The organism is Salinispora fenicalii, from assembly GCF_000514815.1.
Classification (GTDB): domain Bacteria; phylum Actinomycetota; class Actinomycetes; order Mycobacteriales; family Micromonosporaceae; genus Micromonospora; species Micromonospora fenicalii.
In genome coordinates this window covers 39,911-62,863 of the sequence record NZ_AZWQ01000031.1, presented here as the reverse complement: position 1 = coordinate 62,863, position 22,953 = coordinate 39,911, and the positions used below count along the sequence as shown (strand labels likewise).

General features: G+C 66.1%; 16 protein-coding genes and 4 pseudogenes. 9 read left to right on the top strand and 11 right to left on the bottom strand.

The annotated features are described in order from the left end of the window. Positions 1-270: 270 nt before the first annotated feature. Positions 271-405 (bottom strand): annotated as a pseudogene (locus B116_RS29110) (ISL3 family transposase); the annotation flags it as partial. After that, positions 405-1,088: pseudogene (locus B116_RS0116075) on the bottom strand (RHS repeat-associated core domain-containing protein); the annotation flags it as partial. The pseudogenes B116_RS0116075 and B116_RS29110, both read right to left, overlap by 1 nt. Before the next feature lie 493 nt (positions 1,089-1,581). On the opposite strand from B116_RS0116075, the gene B116_RS0116070 reads away from it, so the two are divergent. Further along, positions 1,582-2,079, top strand: a complete 498-nt coding sequence (locus B116_RS0116070) for a hypothetical protein (protein WP_033665213.1) — start codon at positions 1,582-1,584, stop codon at positions 2,077-2,079. 806 nt (positions 2,080-2,885) lie between these two features. Here B116_RS0116070 and B116_RS0116065 read toward each other — a convergent pair. Then, positions 2,886-3,137: pseudogene (locus tag B116_RS0116065) on the bottom strand (GTP-binding protein); the annotation flags it as partial. A 572-nt stretch (positions 3,138-3,709) separates the two neighbouring features. On the opposite strand from B116_RS0116065, the gene B116_RS0116055 reads away from it, so the two are divergent. Beyond that, entirely contained in the window at positions 3,710-4,912 is a 1,203-nt protein-coding gene (locus B116_RS0116055; RefSeq protein ID WP_027660665.1) for an amidohydrolase family protein, read from the top strand. Positions 4,913-5,106: 194 nt separating this feature from the next. On the opposite strand, the gene B116_RS0116050 is transcribed toward B116_RS0116055, so the two are convergent. The 6 genes from B116_RS0116050 to B116_RS25185 form a co-directional block, all read right to left on the bottom strand. After that, positions 5,107-7,935 (bottom strand): DUF5682 family protein, encoded by a 2,829-nt coding sequence (locus tag B116_RS0116050; protein WP_027660664.1) that lies wholly within the window; start codon positions 7,933-7,935, stop codon positions 5,107-5,109. Beyond that, on the bottom strand, positions 7,932-9,044 hold the full coding sequence (locus B116_RS0116045; protein WP_018720857.1) for an ATP-binding protein: 1,113 nt from the start codon (positions 9,042-9,044) through the stop codon (positions 7,932-7,934). Before B116_RS0116045 ends, B116_RS0116050 begins: the two co-directional genes overlap by 4 nt. A gap of 15 nt (positions 9,045-9,059) precedes the next feature. After that, the gene (locus B116_RS0116040; RefSeq protein WP_027660663.1) at positions 9,060-10,403 is read right to left on the bottom strand and encodes a VWA domain-containing protein; all 1,344 of its coding nucleotides are present in this window, start codon (positions 10,401-10,403) and stop codon (positions 9,060-9,062) included. After that, entirely contained in the window at positions 10,400-11,833 is a 1,434-nt protein-coding gene (locus B116_RS0116035) for a hypothetical protein (protein ID WP_027660662.1), read from the bottom strand. Before B116_RS0116035 ends, B116_RS0116040 begins: the two co-directional genes overlap by 4 nt. Beyond that, complete coding sequence (locus B116_RS0116030; protein ID WP_027660661.1) at positions 11,833-12,300, bottom strand: hypothetical protein; 468 nt, start codon at positions 12,298-12,300, stop codon at positions 11,833-11,835. Before B116_RS0116030 ends, B116_RS0116035 begins: the two co-directional genes overlap by 1 nt. A 277-nt stretch (positions 12,301-12,577) precedes the next feature. After that, the gene (locus tag B116_RS25185) at positions 12,578-13,843 is read right to left on the bottom strand and encodes an MFS transporter (RefSeq protein WP_050591876.1); all 1,266 of its coding nucleotides are present in this window, start codon (positions 13,841-13,843) and stop codon (positions 12,578-12,580) included. A 387-nt stretch (positions 13,844-14,230) separates the two neighbouring features. Between B116_RS25185 and B116_RS0116020 the strand changes: the two genes are divergently transcribed. The 4 genes and pseudogenes from B116_RS0116020 to B116_RS0116005 all read left to right on the top strand — a co-directional run bounded on the left by B116_RS0116020 (position 14,231) and on the right by B116_RS0116005 (position 16,856). Then, a complete protein-coding gene (locus tag B116_RS0116020) occupies positions 14,231-15,118 on the top strand; it encodes a fructosamine kinase family protein (protein ID WP_033667663.1) in 888 nt (295 codons plus the stop codon). A gap of 127 nt (positions 15,119-15,245) precedes the next feature. Further along, entirely contained in the window at positions 15,246-15,785 is a 540-nt protein-coding gene (locus B116_RS0116015) for a hypothetical protein (RefSeq protein ID WP_027660659.1), read from the top strand. 97 nt (positions 15,786-15,882) lie between these two features. Continuing rightward, positions 15,883-16,333, top strand: a pseudogene (locus tag B116_RS28790) (hypothetical protein). A 154-nt stretch (positions 16,334-16,487) separates the two neighbouring features. Continuing rightward, positions 16,488-16,856 (top strand): VOC family protein, encoded by a 369-nt coding sequence (locus tag B116_RS0116005; RefSeq protein WP_033667662.1) that lies wholly within the window; start codon positions 16,488-16,490, stop codon positions 16,854-16,856. 234 nt (positions 16,857-17,090) lie between these two features. Here the strand turns inward: B116_RS0116005 and B116_RS0116000 are convergent, their stop codons facing one another. Continuing rightward, positions 17,091-18,749: a hypothetical protein gene (locus B116_RS0116000; protein ID WP_027660657.1), complete on the bottom strand. Its 1,659-nt coding sequence runs from the start codon at positions 18,747-18,749 to the stop codon at positions 17,091-17,093. A 339-nt stretch (positions 18,750-19,088) separates the two neighbouring features. Between B116_RS0116000 and B116_RS0115995 the strand changes: the two genes are divergently transcribed. Further along, a complete protein-coding gene (locus B116_RS0115995; RefSeq protein ID WP_027660656.1) occupies positions 19,089-19,472 on the top strand; it encodes a VOC family protein in 384 nt (127 codons plus the stop codon). Positions 19,473-19,583: 111 nt separating this feature from the next. Continuing rightward, entirely contained in the window at positions 19,584-20,147 is a 564-nt protein-coding gene (locus tag B116_RS0115990) for a type 1 glutamine amidotransferase domain-containing protein (RefSeq protein ID WP_018720869.1), read from the top strand. Positions 20,148-20,333: 186 nt separating this feature from the next. On the opposite strand, the gene rsgA is transcribed toward B116_RS0115990, so the two are convergent. Beyond that, a complete protein-coding gene (rsgA, locus tag B116_RS0115985) occupies positions 20,334-21,326 on the bottom strand; it encodes a ribosome small subunit-dependent GTPase A (RefSeq protein WP_027660655.1) in 993 nt (330 codons plus the stop codon). 589 nt (positions 21,327-21,915) lie between these two features. Between rsgA and B116_RS0115980 the strand changes: the two genes are divergently transcribed. Next, entirely contained in the window at positions 21,916-22,755 is an 840-nt protein-coding gene (locus tag B116_RS0115980; protein ID WP_027660654.1) for an SAM-dependent methyltransferase, read from the top strand. The last annotated feature ends 198 nt before the right edge of the window (positions 22,756-22,953 follow it).

Genomic DNA, 22,953 nt, shown 5'->3' with positions numbered 1-22,953 from the left:
GATTCCCAGCCAGGCTACTTTGGCTGGTGTCACCCAACCGAACCTCCGGCCATGCCGCTCAGTTCCAGCTGTCATCTAACGAATAGTACGGCATGCGTAGCGCATCGGCCCAGCCTGGCCGCATCGATTTGGGGGCCAGCATGCTGCCAGCAGCAGCGCCGCGTTAATCGCCTTGGTCTCGGCCGGACGCAGCACATTTCCTGCCGTCCGCGACATCCGGGACTGTAAATAACGGCCCTGTCTCACTTACGGTGGTGACGGAGGGTGTTGCTATCCGAGGAGGATGCGGTGGCGGAGCAGGGTGAAGCCTGCTCGTCCGTGCATTTGGCGGGCGATTCGTTTGGTTTTGGTGTTGACGCCTTCGGTGGGGTCGTTGCTGTAGGGGAGCGTGATGGCGGCGTTCATTGGGTGCTGCCGGTGGTGAGTTCGAGTTGGGTGTGGCTGAGGTAGAGGGTGGTGTTGTCGGGTGCGTGGCTGAGGAGCCTGTTGCCGTCGGCGTCGTAGAGGTAGCTGGTGGTGTCGCCGTTGTCGGTGAGGGTGTCGAGGCGGCCTTCGGGGGTCCAGGTCAGGGTTTGGGTGTCGCCGCTGGTTGTGGTGCGGGTGAGGGTGTTGCCGGCGTTGTCGTAGGTGAACGCTCGGGTGGGGGTGCCGGCTTGGGGACCGGTCGCGGTGACGTCGGTGACCGTGTGGGGGCGGGCCTGACCGGGGTTGGGGCTGGTGTAGGTCCAGGTCGTGTCCCCGACGGCGGGGTTCTTGTCGACCTGGGTGAGTCGGTTCCCGATGGTGTCGAAGGTCCATTGCCGCCAGTACGGGTCGGCTCCGGCGCGTTGCGCGGTGGCACAGTTCCAGGTCGCTTCGGTCCATGCTTCGGTGAGGCGTTGTTGGTGGTCGTAGGTGAAGCACTCGACCTGGTCTCGTTGTCCGTCGGTCTTGCCGGCGATGACGGTGATCAGGCCGTTGTCCCGGTAGGCGTACTGGGTGCTGAACTTGTCGTCCCAGGTGCCCGGGGTGATGGGGTTCTCGGTGTGCACCCGGGCGTCGAGCAGCCGGCGGGCGCTGGTGCCATGCTGCGTGATCAGTCGCACCCGTCCGATTCGAAAGGCTCTACCCCCGACAAAAAGAGAAGGTGAATTCGCTTAAAGCGGCTTTCTAGGTGGGGAAGTAGTTCGTGGCAACGATACACTCAGACAGCATCGGCCATGCAATGACTGGTGACGAATACGGGCGAAAGCTGTGTCTATAGGCACGAACTATGGGTGTGCGAGCAGGGGCGGTTACCGCTGAAGCCAGGGGTGGCACCATGTACAGCACGACATTCGTAACCGACAGAAGCCCCTGGAAGGTTGATGCGGAGCTCGCGGCTCACGAGAAGTGTCACCGCGACCAGCAATGGAATCAGCATGATCTGCTATTCCCGATGCTATACTATCGCGCCGAGGTAATCGACGCCTGGATCGGCGGAGGCTGCAACAGATATGAGGAAGCGGCCGATGCTGCCAGCAACGGAGGAAGGGGATACACCTGTTGAGGATACGAATCGCTGCTTGCCTCATGGGTCTGTTGCTGATCTACGGTTGTGGTGTGTTCTTGTCCAGTCATGACTATTATGCCGTCGGGGTTGCGCAGATCGGTGACCAAATCTACGTCTATGCGCCGTTATGTGACGGCGAACGAGTGGTGGGGGTTGAGGCGTACGATAATCTATTGGCCGGGCAGGAGCCCAACTATGACTCTGCTTCGATGCAGTTCACCTACTGGAAGGCGCAGGATCCGACTCACGAGTCGGTGGCGAATGGTTGGATTGCGCTTGGAGACAGTAGTAGATTCCGGACGACTACTGTGGTGGCGGGCTCGAATATCGAGCTTCCGAAGTTCATAGGAATTAGCCTGCAGCTTGACGTCGGGAGTCAACATGTTGTGGAGGACGTAGTATCGGTTTCGGAGGCGCCAAGATATCCTGCCGGCGCGGACCCCGGTAGCGTCCGCTACGCGTACCGCCCCGAGCGCGATGGAGAGGATACGCGTGATCCCAGGGAGATTCGCGATGATTCCGGCTGCGCTGCAGACTACCCGGTATGATTGGGTCATTCGACCAGATCGGGCGCCAGATCTCACGGGGGGGGAGGCTGGTGAGGCTAAAGGGTCGTCATGGGATGTGGTCGAGGTGTTAGGCGACGGCCGGGAATTTCGTCTCAATCGTGGCACGACGCGCGAAGCCGGAAATTCTCATTCGCTATCGGCTCCAAGATCCATCACCTGGATTACCCTTCAAGGCTGCATGACGAGGCATTAGACAGGGCAGGCGAGGACCCAGCGCCCCGGCGTTGTTCCGTCTTTCGGCTTCGTATTGAAACGCTATGGCTGGGGGTTGCCTAGAGTCGGAGAAGGGTAAGTAAGCGCTATGTTTCCAACATTGGCCCGGCGTCGTGGGCAGACGGTATAGCTATTAACTGGGTCGACAGATAGGACTGGGTACGTTGGTAAGAACGATATCAACGGATGATCGACGAGATCTGAGAGCTGCGGGCTCCTACCGTCGAGCTGTATGGGGTTATCGAGCGACGCTGGCCGGATTTTCAATGATTGGCATCTCTATCGCCCTGTTGGCCGTAGGTATACCGGCGCCTGCGGGCATGGTTGGCGCCGGTGTTGCATTCGCCTCCGTAGTATTGGGTGTTCTTCTAGTGTGGAGCGCAATTCTGCCGTTCATGAAGCATCAGCGTCGAGTGCTTGCGAAATACGGGTTAAATAGCGCGGAGCGAGCTACGGCAGTTAGCCGGTTGATATGGCGTGACGTTTTTAGTAAGCGACGGTGACGGGCCGGCGAGAAATCGGCCTGAGGCAGCCGATAGGCCGCACGTGCACCGCACCGCCCAGGAACGTCACTCTGCGATGAAGTCGGGGTGTCCGGGGGTGTCCAGCACGTTGATGCTCAGGTCGCCGAACGCGATCGACGTGACAGCCGCCCGGATGGTGATGCCGCGCCGGCGCTCCAACTCCATGGAGTCGGTCCGCGTCGTGCCGGCGTCGACACTGCCCAAATGCGAGACGGCGCCCGCCTCGTAGAGCAGGCGTTCGGTCAGGCTGGTCTTTCCGGCGTCAACATGGGCGACGATTCCGAGGTTCAACAACGCCAAGGCAAAACTCCACGGTAGGACGGTCAGAAGTCCGGAGCGTGGAATGTGCTCGCATCGTCACTCCTCGTGGTAGGCCCTGCACCCGACGCCCCCACCGTGCGGTGGTGAGCCGCCTGCAGGATGACATGCCGCTGCGACCGCCGCCATCAGATTCGGCCCCGACCTCGGCGGACTCACCTCACCCGTTCTCGGTCTCGCCGGGGCAAGGCGCTCATGGCGCGTCTGTAGTCGGGGGGTCGTGCGGGCGCTGGCTTTGATCTTCTTCTGGTGCGGTTCAATCAGCCTCGCTGGACCGCAACCCGTATTGATCATAAACTCTCGGTCGCCAGTGACGCGTTTCCGCGGAAGGGGCTCACCCAGTGACCATTGCTCAGGAGTGCTTCCTGATGGCTGTGCATGCCCGTCCTTGCGGAGATCCCACAAACGCCGGCACCTGGATTGAACGGCTGCTCTGCGGCAGCCTCTCGGCGGAGCTCGGCCGCAAGCCCCGTATCCACGCCCCCGACCGGTGGGCGGCACCGGTCCGTAAACGGGACTTGATCGCCGGCATCCGAGCCGATCGGAGCTGAGCGGTGGGCTTGGCTACGACTCAGGCAAAGACCGTTTGTGACCCACGGCTGGCGATCCGTGCGACACGTCTGTTCGACGGTCACCTGCTGCACGACGGCCCGGTGCTGGTTTTGGTAACAGGCGGGCAGATTACCGATGTGGACGTTACCGGCGCCTCTCCCCCGGACGGGGTGCCGATGACCGATCTCGGAGATGTCACGCTCCTGCCCGGTCTGGTGGACGCGCACACACATCTGGCGTTCGACCCGCAGGGGCGCACCGAGCACCAGATGATTCACGACGACGACACCACGATCCTGGGCCGGATGCGCGAACATGCGGCCCGCGCGCTGCGCGCCGGCATCACCACGGTCCGGGATCTGGGCGACAGGGGTTACCTCGGCCTGCGGTTGCGGGAGGAGTATGCCGAGGACACCAGTGGTCCGCAGGTGCTCGCTGCCGGGCCTCCGATCACGCGCAGCAGCGGGCATTGCTGGTATCTCGGGGGCGAGGCGGATAACACGGACCAACTGGTCGCAGCGGTTAACGCCCGAGCCGACCACGGTACCGATCTCCTGAAGATCATGGCGACGGGTGGGATGACTACCCGCGGCTCAAACGCCGCAGCGGCGCAGTACACCCTCGATGAACTACGCGCAGTCACTCGGACCGCCCACGACCGGGGCCTGCCGGTCATCGCCCATGCCCACGCGACCAGAGGGATCGCCGACGCCGTCGCAGTCGGGGTCGACAGCATCGAGCACTGCACGTTCATGACCGCCGACGGGCTGAAGCTGGATCCGGCGACGGTCGACGCGATCGCCGCGGCCGGGATCTTCGTCGGATGCACGGTCGTGCGGCCCAGAGACGGGATGCCCGAGGAGGTGCTCCAGACCATCGCGCCCTACTGGGAGAATCAGGCGTACCTGCGTCGCCGTGGCGTTCGCGTCGTCTGCTGCACCGATGCGGGAATCAACCAGCACAAGCCCCACGACATCCTTCCGAGCGACGTCGGATACTTCGCCGGCCAGGTCGGCACCAACGCCGAGGCGTTGGCATCGGTGACGTCGTTGGCCGCGCAGGCGTGCCGCCTCGGCCACCGCAAGGGGCGGGTGGCGGTCGGCTACGACGCCGATCTGCTGGCCGTGGCGGGGAACCCCGTAACTGACATCAATGCAATGGTCCAGGCTCGCGCGGTCTTCCGGGCCGGAGAACGCGTACGGTGAATGTCCGTCTAATAGACGCATAGTGGAAGAATCGATCCGTCCGAGGCCACGGCGGAGGTTGCACCTGCCGAAATGCCATGGACGCACCTTGACACTTGCCTGGCCCTGGTTCGTAGGGACTGCGGAACACAGACTGCCGACCGGGACAGCTGGCATCGCCGCCGCTCAGCTCCGGATGGTGCGATCCGCGGCGGCTAGCTCGGCATCGACGTCGCGGTTCGCGACCTTGCCGACAGGAGGTCAACCACGGCTGCTGCGGTGTCGGGGTGCTGGGTGAGCAGCGCCGCTACCTCGGTACGAGCGGGTTGGTCGTGCCGTCGCCACGGATTGGAGCAGCCGAGCAGTGCGGCGATCGCGTCAATGGAATCGGGATAGTCGGTCAACAGCCCGACAACTGGCCCCGCCGGCACGACCACCGGCGCCGGGGTGGTTGAAACCCAGGGTGGCACCCAGGTGTCTAGCGCGGCCAGGTCGCCGGGAAAGGTGCTTGCGGCCTCTCGGATCAGCAGCGGCACCAGCTCCGGACCGTGCTCGCGCAGTGTGGTGATGAGAGTGGGCAGCCAGGGCAGCAGGATCGAGTCGGGCAGCTGAGCGAACGTGCTCGACATCAGCTCGACCACGAACGACGCCAGCCCAGGTACCGGGTCGAGGGCCTGGACGAAGCCGGAGAGGTACTGCGGGAAGATCGGCACCACCAGCGGGTTGGCCAGCAGCTCGGCGCAGCGGGCGCGCAACTCAACGAGGGGCAGCAGGCCCAGCTGGTGTCGGGCCGCCCAGTGCAGGGCCAGCTTGGCGGGCTCCTCCGGGTGCGCCTGCGCGACGGCTAGTTCGAGCTGCGTACGCTCACAGCCGAGGGTCAACGCCAGGTTCTCCATGCTGAACAGAAAACCGAGCATGGCACCGACCTGCCGGACCCCCGCCTGCTCGTCGGCGAACGCGCTCGGCAGCAGAGTGCAGTAGTGCGTGTAGCCGGCGACCACGAACGCCTCGCACCAGGACGGCAGAGCCGTCGCAGTGGCGCGGTAGTGGACCAGGAGCCGGCGGATGCGGTGCAGTACATGTGGGGCGTCGTCGACAGTGCGTTCGGCAGCGAGCAGCTCCACGGCCCGACCGCCGAGTTCGTCGACCAGACGGGGGCTGTCGAGTAACCGGATGGCATCCTCGATCGCCGCCAGAGCTTCGGCGGCAGTCGCCTGCGGTCCGCCTACCGCGCGACGCAGTCGCTGCTCCAGCACCTGCTCCACGGTGACACCCTCGTAGCCCAGCTCGATCAGGGCCCGTTGGTTGCGACCGAGACCGATGTCCCAACTCTCCTGGATGGAGCGGTGACCCAGCCGCCGCTCCCCCATGATCGGACGCGCCGCATCGTGCGGGAGCAGGTACCGCAGCATCCAGAGTAGATCGGAGCAGGGTGCCAGCCGGGAGTCGGCGCGCAGGTCGAGCAAGGCCCGCTGGACAGTCCGCTTCTCCAAGTCCAGGCCGAGTGGGCGGAGACGTTCGAGGACATCGCGGGCCAGCGGCGGAAGGGCCTCGTAGCCGACCCGGCCAACTCGGTCACCGCCGAGCAGGATCTCGCAGAGTCGTCGCACGTCCCGCCGGCCGGGGACGGCGTCCTTCTCAATGCAGGTGACCGCGGCGTCGGCAAAGTCGTACGGGGTGGGGCGGGTCCGGTTGCGTAGACCGGCGAGGAGAATGGAAGTCTCGTAGACGGCGATCGCGTCGGCGGTGCTGGCAAGGTAGCCGTTGCGTCGGGCGAGCCGGACGATCTCAACGCACCAGCCGCGGAGCTCAGCCTCGTCGAGGCCGTTGAACTCGGGTGCTGCGGCGAGAAATCCGGAGAGCCGGTCGGTGGGACCGGTGGCGGCTCCGGCGGCGCTTCGCCCGCGCCGGCCGCGAGTACGGGAACCGCGCTGCCCGTTCAGCCGGTATGGGGTGAGACCCGAGTGTTTCAACGCCTTCGTCCAGGTTGCCGCGGCGATGGAGACCGAGCCGGGGGCCAGGCCGAACTGCGCCTCAATGGCGGAATGGCTGGATGGGATCAGCCCGTACCGCCAGCGGGTGTCGGTGCGGGGGCTGATTTCGTAGCCGGGGGCATCGGGGGTGAGGCCGAACTGCTCGACCTGACTTACGGCGTGGAAGGCACCGCAAATGTAGAGGCAGTGGTCGGGATCAACACCGGAGGCGGCGATGTGTTCCCGCATCCGCGTCCACATGTACCGCTCACGGTCTTCGTCGCGGTCCAGCCGCTCGGAGCGATCCGGGCGTAGCCGGCGGAACAGGCTGCCGATGAGGAGCATCACCTGCTGGTAGGTTTCGTGGTCGGCGTCGGCGAGGGGCTGTTCGACGTACTGGTCCCACCACTCCGACCAGTGCCGCACCTTGCCGTGGTGCAGCAGGTACGCCTCCAGCTCAGCGAAGCCGGGGCGCAGGTCACCGATCTCCACCCCCACCGCGTCGCCGTGCAGGGCAGCGTCGTCACCGGGCCCGCCACCCCCCTCGCCCACCTGGAAGGCACCCTCCGACTGGACCTGCGGGGTGCGGGGCAACCACTGAAAAACATGGTCAGTGGAGCGGTCCACCAGCACCAGTTCGACCCCGGGGGTTTCGAGGGCATAGCAGATGGCCTGGTATTCAGCAGAGGCCTCAGTGATCGGTGCGACGACGCTGAGCGGACCCCACTCGTTCGGATGGCCGTCCAGCTCAGAGGCGAACGCCTGCACCGCCACCGGGAGCCGGCAGTTGCCCAGTTCGGCCAGCAGCGGTTGCAGATCCTCGCAGAGTTCCAGATAGATCACCCGGGGCTGCTTTTCGCGCAGCCGGCGTACCACGGCCAGCGCGGAGGCCGGCGAGTGGTGGCACACCGGGAAGATCTCCAGCGGCACGGCGAGGGCCCGGTCGACATCGTCAACCATGCCCTTGAGCATGTCGGCGAGTGCGTCCGGAGAGTCGGCGAAGGCAGCGGCGGCGGCGGTGAGCTGTTCGCGAAGACCAGTAAACGGGCCACCGGTAGTGGGCGCGGTCACGACAGAGCAGCGATCGCTTGACGGCCGCCGTCGAGGAAGCCCTCCCACCCGCCGCCGTCCTGCTTGGCCCGAGGCTCCACTACCCCGTGCAGGTACTTGTTCAGAATCGCCAGGTCCTCCGGGCTTCGCCGGGCCAACGACCCCATCAGCGACCTGGCCAGGGTTTCGGCATGCAGCGCCCGGTCGCCGAAGAACTGGCTGTGCAGGATGGCATCCTCCAACACACCGATCTGCTCTGCCGTGGACAGCGCCGACTCGAGCTTCTCGTCGTCACTGGTCGCCCCCGCAGCAGCCGTACGCAGGTCGGCGAAGCTCTGCAGCAGGATGTCCAGCAGGGTGGGCGGAACCTCGACCTCAATGCGGTGTCGGCGCAGCAGTTCCTCGGTGCGGAACCGGACGATCTCTGCCTCGCTGCGTTTGTTGGTCACCACCGGGATCCGGACGAAATTGAACCGTCGCTTCAGCGCGGAGGACAGATCGTTGACCCCGCGGTCGCGACTGTTCGCGGTCGCGATGATGGAGAAGCCGGGCTTGGCAAAGACGATGTTGTCGTTGTCCAGCTCCGGAATCGATACATACTTCTCCGACAGGATGGAGATGAGCGCGTCCTGTACGTCGCTGGTGGAGCGGGTCAGCTCCTCGAAACGGCCGATGACACCCTGCTCCATCGCGGTCATGATCGGTGACGGGATCATCGACTCCCGGGACTGCCCCCGGCCGATGACCATGGACACATTCCACGAGTACTTGATGTGGTCCTCGGTGGTGCCGGCGGTGCCCTGCACCACCAGCGTGGAGTTGCGGCAGATCGCGGCGGCCAACAGCTCGGCCAGCCAGCTCTTGCCGGTGCCGGGGTCACCGATGAGCAGCAGACCCCGGTCGGAGGCCAGGGTGACGATGCTGCGTTCGACGAAGCTGCGGTCGCCGAACCACTTCTGCGGGATCACCCGGTCCAGGCCGTCGGCGCGTTCGGAGCCGAGGACGAACAGCCGGACCATGCGGGGGCTGAGCCGCCAGGAAAACGGCTTCGGGTCGGTGTCGACCGACGCCAGGTAGTCGAGTTCGTCGGCGTACTTGACCTCAACGGGGGCACGCAACATCTCAGACATGAGGGGGTTGGACTCCTAGGTGAGAAAGCTCTTGAGCTCGAAGACGAGTTTGCGGAGGTGACCCGAGATCACCGGAGTGCCCAGGTCCTTGAAGCGCTGCCGAAACCAGGGATTGACGCTCTGCTGGCCGGAGCTGTTGACTGAGCCGACGGGGATGAATCGCACGCCGGAGCGGTGTACGGCCTCGATGCCGTCGAACAGGGGCTGCGACCGGTCGAACTCGTAGAAATCTGAAATCCACACCAGGACGGTGTTCCGCGGTTCGGCGATCTTGGGACGGGCCATCGCCATGGCGACCGGACCGTCGTTGCCGCCGCCCAGCTTGGTGCGCAGCAGCACCTCGAACGGATCGTGCACCCACGGGGTCAGGTCCAGCGCCTGCGTGTCGTACGCGATCAGATGCACGTCCACCTTGGGTAGCCCAGCGAAGATAGACGCCAGGATCGTGCAGTTGACCATCGAGTCGACCATCGAGCCGGACTGGTCCACCACCACGATCAGCCGAGCCGGCGTCGTACGGCGGGCGGTGTGCCGGTAGTAGAGGCGATCGACGTAGAGCCGCTGATCCTCGGGGCTCCAGTTGGTCAGGTTCTGCCAGATGGTGCGGTCCAGATCGAGGTTACGGAACACCCGCTTCGGCGGCACCGACCGGTCGATGGTTCCCACGCTGGTCTGCTCCACCTGCGTGCGCAGCACCTCGGCGACCTCGTCGACGAACCGGCGGATCAGTGCCTTGGCATTGGCCAGAGCTACCCCGGACAGGTTCGCCTTGTCCCGCAACAGCTGCTCGATCAGCGACATGCTCGGCGTGAGCCGGCTGGCCAGCACCGGATCGGCGAGCACCTCGCGCAGGTGCATTCGGCGTACCAAGTCGGCTTCCAGCCCGGCGAGAGTGCCACCCAGCCCCGTCCCGCCCTCCCGGCGTAGCTCGCCCGGCTCGGCGCCGAGCGCCTGCTCGAACCAACCGGCGTCGGACTGCCACCGGGCCAGCTCGCTGGCGTTGACCGGCCCGGTACCGGCGGCGAACACGTTGAGCAGCACCTTCGACACCAGCGCGGCCCGCCGCACTTCGGCTGGACCGGGTTCCGGTGTGGCGGCGTCGTCGGCCGCTGGTGCCTGCTCGGCAGCGGTGAGCAGGCCGCGCAGCTCCGCGGCGAGCGATGGGTAACGCTGGACCACAGAGTCCACCGAGACGGCCGGGTCCAGCAGCGCGGCGGGTAGCCCCAGGTCCTCGACCACGGCCAGGCTCGCCGTTTCCAGCGTGGGCTGCTCGTTCGGGTCGAAAAGCCTGGCCAGTAGCCGCCAGTAGAGCACCTGCCGCCGATTTTTGTCGGCGCGATCGTGATGGGGAAGGGTCATCGGCGCAGCAACCGTCCCGCCCGTTCCCGCAACACCAGCACGGCGTCGCCCGCCTTCGCATCGGCCTTCGCGGCCTTCGCGTCGGTGACCCCGCACGCCCAGTCGCCGGTGTGCACGGCGACGATCTTGCGCTTGACGGTGGCCTGCACCGCCACCGGCTGCAGCAGCCACTGGCCGGCATCCCAGCGCAGCAGCCCGAGACATGCCGTCGACGCGGCGACCAACTCCGGGGTGAGCGGACCGCAGGAGGGCAATCGGTCTACCGCCACAGCGAGCCGGTGGCCGTCCAGCTCCACCGTGAGCCCACCCTCCTGGGCACTGACGGCGTACCCCTCGATCAGGACAGGCTCGGCGATCCCGGCCGGGTGCCGGTCCACCGGATGCGGTGCTGCCGCCAAGGCCCCCGGCAGCAGGACCCGTGCCGCGGCGAACGGATCGACCGGCTCATCGAGCCGCGCCCGGTCGTCCTGCCAATACACATCCGCACCTCGGATCGGCACGTCAGACACCAGCACACCGCGCCGCTGCGCCAGCGCCGCCAGCAGGACGGACTGCGCCGGCAGCAGCCGCCACAGCGCCGGACCAACGATGCTGTCCACCTTCGCCGCGCCCACCGCCGTACGGACGAGCCGGGGCGGCCCGCCACCGGCCGGCTCGAGAAGCGCATGCACCTGGAACTGCACTGCGGTGTCGTGTTCGTGCACGTCCACCGCCAGCGGCAGCAGCCGCCCCGACACCCGTTCGGCGACGCTGAGGGCCGTATCCCCAGCGGCGGTCTCCTGGGCGAGCAGCACACCACGGGACCACAGGTCGGCCCAGCGGCGCTGCGGCAGCTGCGGCATCCTGGCAACCGGCACGCAGGCACGCAGCTCAGCGGCGAGACCGTCGAGCAGCACCGCGAGCCGCCGCAGTTCAGGTACGGCCAGCGCCGCCTCAACCGCCGACCCGGCCCCGGCCACCAACTCGTGGTTGACGCCACGCCACCCGGTCACCGCCACCTCGGACAACCAAGCGCGCGCCCCGGCCAGGGCCGGCGACATCTCGCCAGGTGCGGCGGGTGACACCTCGTCAGGTGCGGCGGGCGGGACCGGCGCCCACGGCGCACGGCTGCGCTCGAAGGCGACGTCGACCTGCCCGAGCAGGGCATCGTGCACCGCTCCGAACACCGCCGACCGTGCTCCAGCGAGCGCAGCGACATACTCGTGGGCTCCCGAACCAGCAATGATCTTGTCGACCGCCTCGGCGACCAGGTTCGCCAACGGGGTGGTCGCCAGCGCCCCGGCCAGGCCGGCCAGCGCCGCAGCGTCCTCGTCGCCGACCCGGGCCAGGCCTCGGGTCAGGGCGGCATCAAGGCCTTCCACCAGGTTGAGGGCGTCGGTTAGCCCGGCCGGATGGCCAGCGGTGAGGGCGGCGATCTGCGTTCCGCGCATCAGCTAGCCACCCTGGTTGACGGGAACCAGTGCAGCTCAGGCAGGGGCGTGGTGCTGCCCGGCACCTCCAGGTAGGACAGGTAACGCAGAAACCGACTGAATACCACCGCTGCCGAGCTCGGCTCGTGCCGGGCGTTCAGGCCGTGCAGCAGCTCGGCGCCCGTGTTCGTCGAAGCGTCGGGTTCGACTCGCAGGTAGCGGGCCACCCGCTCGAGCCCGTACTGCAGCACCGCCTCATTGGCCAGAGTCTGCAGATGCTTGCACGGAGCGCCGCCGAGGCCACCGCACGGCCGGTTGTTGTTGGTGCTGCAGTGGTAGGCGTGGGTGTTGGCCGTGATCGACGAAACGTACACCCTCCCGACATCCGACCCGCTGGACACCACGCCCTGCAGCCGCCCCTCGGCCAGCTCCACGAACGGCACCTTGGCCAGCTTGCGGGGCCGGGCAGGGGCTACCACCCTCGCCATACTTCGCCCCGCCCAACCAGCATCGTCCACATCCGCCACCCTTCGACCTCCCCGCCCACCGAACATTCCCATGGCCATGCCGACGCCAGAGTCAGCCGGCGCCGCAGCATGTCACGGCAGGGATCATGGACTGCGGGTACGACAGATCGAGCGCGAGCCCCGTGAAGAGGTGTCACCTGACGCTCGAGTACCGACGGGGTGCTTCATAGGGTGTACTCGTGAACACCTTCCGCAGTGGTGGCGAGGACCGTCAGGAGGCTGCCGCTGTAGGCGCCCCCTAGTTTTGGGGAGGTGGTGCTTCGTCGGGGACACGGAGCATCGTGGTCAACAGCAGCGCGGCGAGGCTGGTACCGGCCGCGGCGAGGATCAGCGGGATGGTTACTCCCCAACGCTCCAGCAGCGCACCGCCAACTGCGTACCCCGCCGGGCCGGCGAGTAGGTTCGCGGTCATCACGAAGGCGATCACTTTGGCCCGGATGCGGTCCGGGGAACGCGTGAGGATGATCGTGATCACCGGGGCATTGAGCATGGGGGTAGAGACGCCGGCCACAGCCAGAATGAGGACGCTCTGCCACGCCGTAAGAGGCAAGGGCAGCAGCCACAGCGGCGCGGCTACGGCCACGGCCGCCAGTGCACCCAGCTTTAGTGGCGGAATGCGTGACGCTAGCCGCATGACTACGAAGACGCCGATCAGGGCGCCGGCACCCCAGCCCCCGATCAACGCGCCAGCCACGGCCGAGTTGGCCTGAAAGCGTTCCACGGTCAGGACCGGCAGGGTCGCGATCAGGATCGGGAAGAAGGTGCCGAACGCGAGAGCAGCCGCCGCAACCCGTCGTAGCAGCGGGTGAGCGAGCACGAACCGGGCGCCTTCGAAAACGCCGCCTTGTGGCGCTGCTGCGGTAGCAGCGAGTGGTCTCCTGGATCGGGGAAGGGCGAGCATCAGGATGGCGATCGACAGTGCGTAGGTCGCCGCGTCAAACCAGAGAACGTTGATCTCGCCGATCTGAGTGATCAGCAGACCGGCGATGGCGGGGCCCAGAAGCTGTGCCGTTCGGGTACCACCCTCGATCAACGCGTTGCCCTTGGTCATCAGGGCTTGGTCGTCGCCGAAGGTCTCGGGCAGGATCAGACGCTGCGCCGAAAGGTACGGCGCGGTGCAGGAGCCGAGCGCGAAGACGACCGCCAACAGCACCGGAAACGACAGGAGCCCAAGCAGGTGCAGGATTGGGATGAGCAGGACCAATGTTCCTCGTACGGCGTCCGCCAGGAGCATCGTGGCGCGTACCCCGATGCGCTGCACCACCAGGGCTGACGGCATGCCCAGCAGGGCGATCGGGAGAAGTTCGACCGCGAAAACGAGGCCCATCCGCGACGCCGACCCGGTGGTCGAGAGCACGAACCACGGAACGGCCAGGAACGTCATCTGGGTACCGAACGCGGAGATGGTCTCCGAGGCCACGATTCCCAACATCGTCTTGTTGAGTAGCCGCTTCGGGGTGCCGTCGGATGTGGTGACCGTGTTGACGGCTTCGGCTTCGGTCACCTCTGGTCCCCCTCGTCGCTACACGGGCTGACAGCATAGGCCGGCTGCTATAGCCCTAGATCGCGGCTACCTGGCAGACATAGCGCGAAGTAGCGGGAGCATAGATGCCCTCCAACCCGAACACAAGGTAGTGGCGATGTCAGTAAATGACCAGGGTGAATTGGAGCTAGCAGAATTCCAACTCCACCCCAAGTGGGACAACATTGCGAATTATTGACATAGCTTTGCCCTGCCGGTGACGGCGGAGCAGGCGGGCCCAGGTCCAGACCGGAGCGCTACGCGCGTAGCGACTCGTACGCGGTGTGACTCCGTTCGCTAACCCTGCTACCGACCGATAGCCAGCAGGTTAGATAGTGCATCCTGCAGGTAGTTCCGCGGGAGGAGTTGATCGTGGGTTCAGGTCAGATAAGCGCGGCCGACACGCGTACCGGGACGGTCACTTCGGTACTGGACGGTGCCACCGACTGGGAACCCCTCTCCGGCGGGGTCGCCCACCACGTGCAGCGAGTCCGGCTCGCCGATGGCCGGCCGGCCGTGGTCAAGCGGACCCCGGCGTCCTCGCAAAGCCCGCCCGGCATGTTCGCTCTGGAAGCCGCGGGGCTGCGCACCCTCAGCGAGCTCGGTGGCGTCCGAACCCCCGAGGTCTACGAGGTGACCGAACACCATCTCGTCCTCGCCGCACTAGCTCCCCGCCCCGACACCGACCAGTACTGGGAAGAGGCCGGCCGTGCTATCGCCCGGCTGCACTCCGTTGTGGGCAGCACCTTCGGCTGGCCCGAGGACGGCTGGCTCGGCCTGCTCCCCCAACACAACAAGCAGACCAGCAACGGCCACGAGTTCTTCGCTACCCACCGGCTGCTGCGCTACGTGACCGAGCCGAAGGTCCAACAGGTCCTGGACCCTACCGACCTGACCCGGCTGGAACGCATCTGCGAACGGCTACCCGAACTGCTGCCATCCGCCCCCGCCGTGCTCACCCACGGCGACCTCTGGCGCAACAACCTCATCGCCACCGACGAGGGCAGCCCCGTGCTCATCGACCCTGCGGTGCACTGGAACTGGGCCGAAGCCGACCTCAGCATGATCTACAGCGTTCACCGCCCGCCGGAACCCTTCTTCGCCGCCTACGAGGAAGCCGCCGCCCCCCAAGCCGGTTGGCGTGACCGGATGGACCTACTCAACCTCCGCGAACAGCTCAGCGTCCTCGCCCACTTCGGCTCCGACCTTCCGGACTGGATCCGCGACACCAAAACCGTGCTGCGTAAATACAGCTGAACGACGGGCCGGCCTACACCGGGCACCACAGCGGACAGCCGGAACTACCTGGCACCTTCTCCGGCACCTGAGGCTGGAGGAGTCCCCCAAACTGCCGTAGCTTGTCCTCATCCGGCAGGGAGGCGCCATGTTTGCCGAGCACGTGCGTGACCCGGCAGCAACTGCCGTGATCTTCGGCTTCTTTGCTTCGAGCTGGTTCGGCTGGGCGCAAGAGGCGCCTCCTGGCAGATGGCGTGGGCTCCTCGCCGCCGGCGCGGTGACCAGCCTACTCACCGCAATCGCCGGTGGGCTGCTGACCTGGCGGCTCTGGCACAACGACACCGCCTTCGACGAGGCCATCAGCCGCGCGTTCGGCGTCGTGGTCGCCATCGAGTTCGGGGCGGCCGCCCTCGGGTCGGTCCTACTCACGATCCGCGGCCGACGGGACCTGATCTCGATGTGGGTCGCCTTCGTCGTCGGTGTCCACCTCTTCCCGGTCGCCGCGCTGATCGACTACCCCATGATCCATATGGCGGCCGCGCTCATCACGGTCGTCTCGGTCGCCGCGATCCCGGTCGCCCGGGCCCGGAAGCTGTCGGTGAGCGCCGTCGTCGGTGCGCCAACCGGACTGATCCTGCTCGCCGCTGCGCTCTTCTCTGTTGTCTCCGCAGCCATCCGCGGTTTCTGAATCCCCAACGGCGCAGCCGGGCACGGGAGAGCTGTACCGCTGGAGGCGGCGTAATCTCGCTTGCCACAGTCATCCGGTTGTCCGTTACGTTGCCCACGTGACTATCGAAGTCCCGTACCGCCCGCTTCCCCTCAACCAGTCGAATGTCCGATACGCCCATGGCCCGGATTCGGGCAGACAGCAGGGTGTACCCATAGGCGAAACGATCGAGTTCGACTGGCGCGAAAGCCTTGCCTACCCCGGGACATCTCGCAAGTTCTGGGTTCATCTTCCGGCGCAGTACAATCCCACAAAACCAGCAGCCCTGATCGTATTTCAGGATGGAAAACTATATCTGGACCCGGAGGGGGAAGTCCGGGGCGGAACCGTTCTGGGACGAACCCGAGCAGAACTGGCTGGCCAACAACCTCCGGGTCGCGGCCGCCCTGGCGGAGGCGGGCTATGACTTCCGTCTTGTGCTGGGCGATGGGGGCCACAGTCCGAATCACGGCGGCACCCTAATCCCGGACGCTCTGCGGTGGCTGTGGCGACCGGCCGCTAGACCGTGAGCGACGCGACTTCACCTTCTGCCGGATCGCCGGGTTCTCGCCATACCCTCGGAGAACAGAATTCCGACGGAACAGCGGCCAGCGTATACATTTTAGACCCGTTGCTACGACGAGTGGGGGTAGATCGGTGAGCGACCAGCGGCAGCAGGGCAACATGTTGAACGGGCTGCACCACACGCAGTTGGCCATCCCGCCGGAGTCGGAGCCGGCCGTGCGAGCGTTCTACGGTGGCGTGCTCGGCATGACCGAGATAGACAAACCGCCAGTCCTCGCCACGCGCGGTGGTTGCTGGTTTCGCTCCAACGGGCTCGAAATCCACCTGGGCGTAGAGCAGGACTTCCGGCCGGCCCGCAAGGCGCACCCGGGGATCCTGGTGAACGACATCGACACCTTGGCCAAGCACCTCGGCGAGCACGGGATCGAGGTCGACTGGGACGACAACTTCCCCGGGCATCGCCGGTTCTACGTCCACGACCCGCTGGGCAACCGGCTGGAGTTCCTGGCGCCGACGCCGCCCGCCTAGCCGGGGGCCGAAGCCGCCGGCCCAACGTGATCCGCCGACACGTGCGTGCCCGGCCGGTGATGAGCGTGAACCACGCCCGCTACCCGCTCCACCCATCAGCTCGGCGGCCCCGTCCATGCGGTAGATCGGCGCCCCGACGTCGTTGCTGGCTCCGGCCGTGAAGCTATTCAGGATGAGGGGCGAAAGGGGACACCGCCGGAGCTCCGGCGGTGTCCCCTTTCGCAAACGTTGGTGCTACTCAGTGACGATACGGCGCCGGCGCGCGAAGTGGATCAGCGCAGCGCCGATGACCACGATGCCACCACCGATGCCGCCGAGGAGGGCCGTGTTGGCTCCGGTGACCGGCAGGCCGCCACCACCACCGCCGCCGTCACCGCCGCCGTCACCGCCGCCGTCACCGCCGCCGTCACCGCCGCCGTCACCGCTGCCGTCACCGCTGCCGCCGACGGTGACGACCAGCTTGACCTCGTCATTGGCCGGGTTGGACTCAGCGGACTCAGGATACGGCCGGACCCGTAGCGTGCCGTCATCACCGGGCGTTGAGACGATCCGGAGCTTCATCGTTTCCTTGACGCCCGTGTACCCGGATGCGGCCGCCGGCCACTCGGACTCGGTGCTGCAGGTGACCTCCGGAAGTTCCTCGACCGGATTTCCGTCCTTATCAAAGAAGTAGCACCACGGCGGTGAGTTGTGATCTTCGTCGGCGACCAGCACCGTGCCGGTCGGCGCCTTAAACGTCCAGCCGGCGCCACCATCCGACGGTCCATTGTTGACCACCGTGTACGGGATCTCGACGATGTCGCCGATGGAGCCGCTCACCGGCTCCGCGGTCACCGTAAAGTCGAACATGTTCGGCTTGGTCCAGAACGAGAAGACGGCCCAGTTATTCTCGATGTTGTCTTCGCCCAAGATGCCGGCCCGCGCGGTGGGCTTCAGGTCGGCGAGAGCAGCCGCGAACGTTTTCTCCGCCGACCCATCGCGGGTCAACGACTTCGGTGACCGCGAGCCTTGCAGGTTATCGATGAGCCCGACCTCAACGGATCCGCTGTTTTCAACAGGGCCGCGTAGGTTCTTACCGAATACGGCGTGGAAGAGAGAGGTGCCCTCGGCGTCGATGAACTCGATGCCTTCGCCGGCACCAAGTGGCTCCAGCTCCGGCGGTGCCGGGCAGGTGACGGAGTTCGGTCCGTAGACGTAGCCGTCCGGGTGCTCGCCCGGCCACGAGTCCCCATACTCACAGTCCGAGTACTGCTCGACGATGCCGGCGCCGGTCGGCAACGAGATCCGGACGTACCACTCGCCGGTCGGGGTGTCGCCGTCGTTGTAGATCCCGGCGGTGATCGGACGGACGTCGCCACTACCGACCGGGTCATCCTCACCGGAGATGTCGGCGGTCGACGCGACCAGGTCGGGGCCGCTTTCCACGATCACGACATCGAGGTCACCGCCGCCGGTGTACTCGGCGCCGTCGGGGCCAAAGGCATGAATCGTGCCCTTGAGGGTGCCGGCCGGGCCGGTTTTGGCCTGCTTTCTGCTGCTCAGTTCGAACACTCTCACCAGTTCGGTGTGCTCTGCCGCGAGACCGGCGAGTTTGCAGGTCACAACCGGACCGTTCGCGTCACATTCGTCGATCCAGTCAGGCACCCTGATGTCGACATCACGTAGGTCACTGGCGTCGAACGTCATGGTCACGTCGCTGGCCGCCTGGTCGCCCCAGTTGTAGGCGTAGGCCCCGACGAGCCCGCCACTGTTATCGACCTCCCCGAGGGTGCTGTAGGAGATGTGCAGCTCAGGTCCCGCAGCCAGGGCGGGAGGGGATATCAGCGCGCCGACGGACGCGGCGACGGTAAGAGCAGCCGCGCTCGCCGCCAGGCGGAGCTTGAGATTGGACATGACCAAGCAGACTACATCACTTTCTTTCACCCGGACGCCCCGAGCTATACATTATGGCCGATGTCATCAGCATGGCGACAAGAACCCGCGCAATGCCACAAATCGTCGCAAACAAAACTATAATTGGGACCTAGCGCGCTGTGGACAGACAATCGAGAGCGAACACCGACTGTGGAGCGTGGGTGCCGAGGCGCCCCAACGACGCTGCGTCCGCTAAAACGTACTCCGACGGTCTGCGTGCCGGCCAGCCGCTTGGTCCCACCACAGATCAACTTCATTCATTACCATGTCGATAATCAAGCCCCCGGAAGGGCGTAAAGAGAAAGGACCGAACACACGATGAGCCAGAACAAGGCAGGCATGATCGCGGGCTTCGACCTGACCGTCCCGAACGCGAACGGAATCCGCGACTTCTATGCCGACGTGGTCGGCTGGAAGCCGAAGCCGCTCAGTATGGGCGACTACGACGACTACATGATGCTCGCACAGGACGGTAGCCCGGCCGCTGGTATCTGCCACGCGAGGAGCGGCAACGCCGACCTGCCGCCGCAGTGGATTACCTACATCACGGTCAATGACCTTTCCGCAAGCCTGGCGCGGGTGACCGAAAAAAGAGGCGAGGTCTTGCGGCAACCCAACGGCACCGGTCCGGGCGGCTTCGCGCTGATCAAGGACCCGGCAGGCGCGGTAGTCGCGCTGATGCAGAACCCACATCCAAGCTGAGCGGTACGGCCCAGCAGTGGGTTTCGCTGATCCGAAGAGCGGGTATCCGAGCTGCGGGGACCTGGTCCCGCCCCGGCTAGCCGGCAGCACTGAAAAGGGGGAGACAAAGCGATGGCGGCGAAGCTCGACGGCAAGCGGGTAGCGATTCTGGCGACCGACGGGGTGGAAGAGGCGGAGTACATCAAGCCCCGCGCAGCTGTGGAGGCCGCCGGCGGCAGCGTCGAACTGATCTCGTTGGGCGAGGAGCCGATTCAGTCAGTCGATCACTTGGACAAGTCCAGGACGTACGAGGTAGACGGGGTCGTCGCCGACGCAGACCCCGCCGACTACGACGCCTTGGTGCTGCCCGGCGGTGTCGCCAACCCGGACTTCCTGCGGGCCGACCCCAACGCGGTGCGCTTCGTACGGACTTTCGTTGAATCCGGCAAGCCGGTAGCCGCCATTTGTCACGGCCTTTGGACGTTGGTCGAGGCGAACGTGGTGCGGGGCCGCACCCTCACCTCCTGGCCAAGTCTGCGCACCGACTTGGCCAACGCCGGCGCTACCTGGGTTGACGAGGAGGTGTATGTCGACAACGGCCTGATCACTAGCCGCCGACCCGGTGATCTGCCGGCGTTCTGCGCCACGTTGGTCGACGAAGTCGCCGCGGGTGGGTATGCCGGTTCGGCCAGGTGACACCGGCACCACGGACCTCCCCTGCTGAAGTGCGAGTCGCGGCGTATCTCTCTAGGCACAGCGCTGATCGCGCCCGGCCCGATGACACATCGAGCCGGGCGCGGTCAGCTACGACCTGGACCGAGTACGGGGTCGCCGCCCGATCACGTAGCCCGGTCCGCCGGGGACCAGCAGCGCACCTTCGAGTCAGCGCCGCTTTGCCCGCTGGGCGTCTTTGATGACCCGGGCGAGTCGCCGGCCGGCCCGTCGCTGGGCCGCAGGATCCGCGCGAAGCTCAGCCCACGCGGCCTCACGGCACAGCTGATTCCAGGCCCGCAGTCGTTGCTCGCTCAGCCTCCCGTCGCCGACGGCCGCGAGCACCGCGCAGCCGGGCTCGTTGGCGTGACCGCAGTCGCCGAATCGACAGCCAGCCGACAACTCCGCAATGTCGTCGAAACCCGCGTCAACGGTGGCAACATCGGCATGGACGCCGACCTCGCGCATGCCGGGGGTGTCGATCAGGCAGCAGCCGCCCTCCAGCGCGAAGAGCTGCCGGGCGGTGGTGGTGTGCCGGCCCTTCGCGTCCGAGCTGCGGACCTTTCCGGTGGCCCCCAACTCCCGACCCGCGAGAGCGTTCAGGAGCGTCGACTTACCTGCTCCGGATTCGCCGACGAGCACCAGCGTGCGCTGCGCGCACCGGTCGAGGAGAGCGGATATCCCGGTGGCTGTCGCCGCGGCGACGGAGATGATATCGACGCCGGGATGCTGCTGGAGCAGACCATTTTCGATCTGCGCGGTGGAGCTCACGAGGTCGGCTTTGGAGAGGATCACCAACGGTGCCGCTCCGGCGTCCCAGGCGAGCGAGGTGAAGCGTTGTAGCCGGCCGTGGACGACCGGCCGGTCCAGGCCACAGACAATGCCCACCACGTCCACGTTCGCGGCGATGAGCTGGCTCCCTCCGGTGGAGGGGTCGCGACGACGCAGCAGTGAAGCCCGCGGCAACAGGTCGAGGACGCGGCTGTCGTCAACGACGACCCAGTCACCGACTGCGAGCGCGTGCGCCGAGGGCCGTACGGGGAAGTGTTGGGTGTCGCCTTCGGTGCTGATCAGAACGGCTGAGCCGTCGTGGCGGACGACGCGCCCCGGACGGCCAGCATCGTGCGCGGCAAGCGCCGCCTGCCATCGATTCGACCAGCCCAAGGCGGCAAGAGACAAGGATGATGTTTCTGGGGTCTCCGACGGACCCCTACGGGGAGAAGACAACTGAGGAACCCTCTGCGTGAAGGAGTGAAATCCGATCGGGTGAACCGATCGTCACCTGATGTCGCTCAGGCGCACGAAGCGTGGCGGTTTTCAGCAGTCACATGCATGAAAACGCCACCTCCTCCTTCAGATTCCCGCAGCCTCACTGCGAGGCCCGATGACACACTACGCCATCCATCACCACGTGTCATGAATGACGGGCTACCCTCCCCTGGAATCGAGAGGCCGCGGGTCAACGGTCGCCGCAGAGTTTGCGGCCCGAATCAGGCGGCTCCGTCGGTGGCGGAAGTTCGACGACGGGGAAGCACCCGGCCAACGGGTCGTCGTAGTGACGATCTTGGCCAGACGTAGCCGGGCCGGAGGCAGAGCCGGCGAGCAGGTTTCCCCCGATGTAGTGCGGCTTCACCTGCACACAAACGGTGAAACCTGACCTCATTCATCCACAATGGATGCTCAGTGGAACCTTTCGGCTCCCCTGCTACCGTGTGGGAGAAGTCACCCGCCGCGAGTCGAGAAGAGATTCCCAGTGACAGACACCCCTGCGGAAACCATGCCCTCGGCCGCCGAACGGAACGGGTCACTCTCCTCGGAGATCGACACTACGATCGCGCACCCGGCCCGGGTCTGGAACTACTGGCTGGGCGGCAAGGACAACTTCGAGGTAGATCGCGAGGTCGGCGACCACACGATCGCCGCCTACCCACACATCATCGAACTGGCCCGCAACCAGCGATCCTTCCTGGTACGCGCGGTCACCCATCTGGCCAAAGAGACCGGCGTTCGACAGTTCCTGGACATCGGCACCGGCCTGCCCACAGCCAACAACACCCACGAGGTCGCTCAGTCGATCGCTCCCGAGTCGCGCATCGTCTACGCCGATAACGACCCGCTGGTCCTGGTCCATGCGCGGGCACTTCTGACCAGCCACCCCAAGGGCACGACCGACTACATAGACGCCGACCTACGAGACCCGGACAAGATTCTCGCTGCGGCGGCCAAGACACTCGACTTCACCAAGCCGATCGCCATCACCATGCTCGGCATCGTGATCTTCCTGGCCGACGACGACGAGGCCTACGGAGCAGTCGACCGCCTGGTTGAGGCGCTCCCATCGGGGAGCTACCTGGCGATGACACATACCACCAATGCCGTTCACGGCGCTGCGACCGACGAGGCAGTCCGGATCTGGAACGAGGGCGGCTCCGACCCGATGGTGGTGCGTAGCCTCGACGGCATCGGCCGATTCTTCCGCGGCCTTGAGCTGGTCGAGCCGGGCATCGTCTCACTGACCCGGTGGCGACCCGACGCCGACACCGCTGCCGGGCCCGAGGTGGACGAGTTCTGCGGAGTGGGCTACAGGCCCTGATCGGCAGGAAGGGCCGTAGGCATCATAGATTACGGTCACGTGTCGACACCTGCCGTGCCGGGCATCGGCGACGTGACACTGCTGTGGATCGGTCACGGGGAGGGTACGAACCAATGGTTGCGGAGCACCAAGGCCGGCCGGAACTACCACCCTTCGACACACTCACCGCCCGCTTGGAGTATCTGCTTCTACGAGCAG

Excerpts from the sequence above, each read along its gene's own strand:
- B116_RS0116045 (WP_018720857.1), bottom strand. The coding sequence starts at position 9,044 with ATGTCTGAGATGTTGCGTGCCCCCGTTGAGGTCAAGTACGCCGACGAA.
- B116_RS0116040 (WP_027660663.1), bottom strand. The coding sequence starts at position 10,403 with ATGACCCTTCCCCATCACGATCGCGCCGACAAAAATCGGCGGCAGGTG.
- B116_RS0116035 (WP_027660662.1), bottom strand. The coding sequence starts at position 11,833 with ATGCGCGGAACGCAGATCGCCGCCCTCACCGCTGGCCATCCGGCCGGG.
- B116_RS0116030 (WP_027660661.1), bottom strand. The coding sequence starts at position 12,300 with ATGGCGAGGGTGGTAGCCCCTGCCCGGCCCCGCAAGCTGGCCAAGGTG.
- B116_RS0116015 (WP_027660659.1), top strand. The coding sequence starts at position 15,246 with ATGTTTGCCGAGCACGTGCGTGACCCGGCAGCAACTGCCGTGATCTTC.
- B116_RS0116005 (WP_033667662.1), top strand. The coding sequence starts at position 16,488 with ATGTTGAACGGGCTGCACCACACGCAGTTGGCCATCCCGCCGGAGTCG.
- B116_RS0116000 (WP_027660657.1), bottom strand. The coding sequence starts at position 18,749 with ATGTCCAATCTCAAGCTCCGCCTGGCGGCGAGCGCGGCTGCTCTTACC.
- B116_RS0115995 (WP_027660656.1), top strand. The coding sequence starts at position 19,089 with ATGAGCCAGAACAAGGCAGGCATGATCGCGGGCTTCGACCTGACCGTC.
- B116_RS0115990 (WP_018720869.1), top strand. The coding sequence starts at position 19,584 with ATGGCGGCGAAGCTCGACGGCAAGCGGGTAGCGATTCTGGCGACCGAC.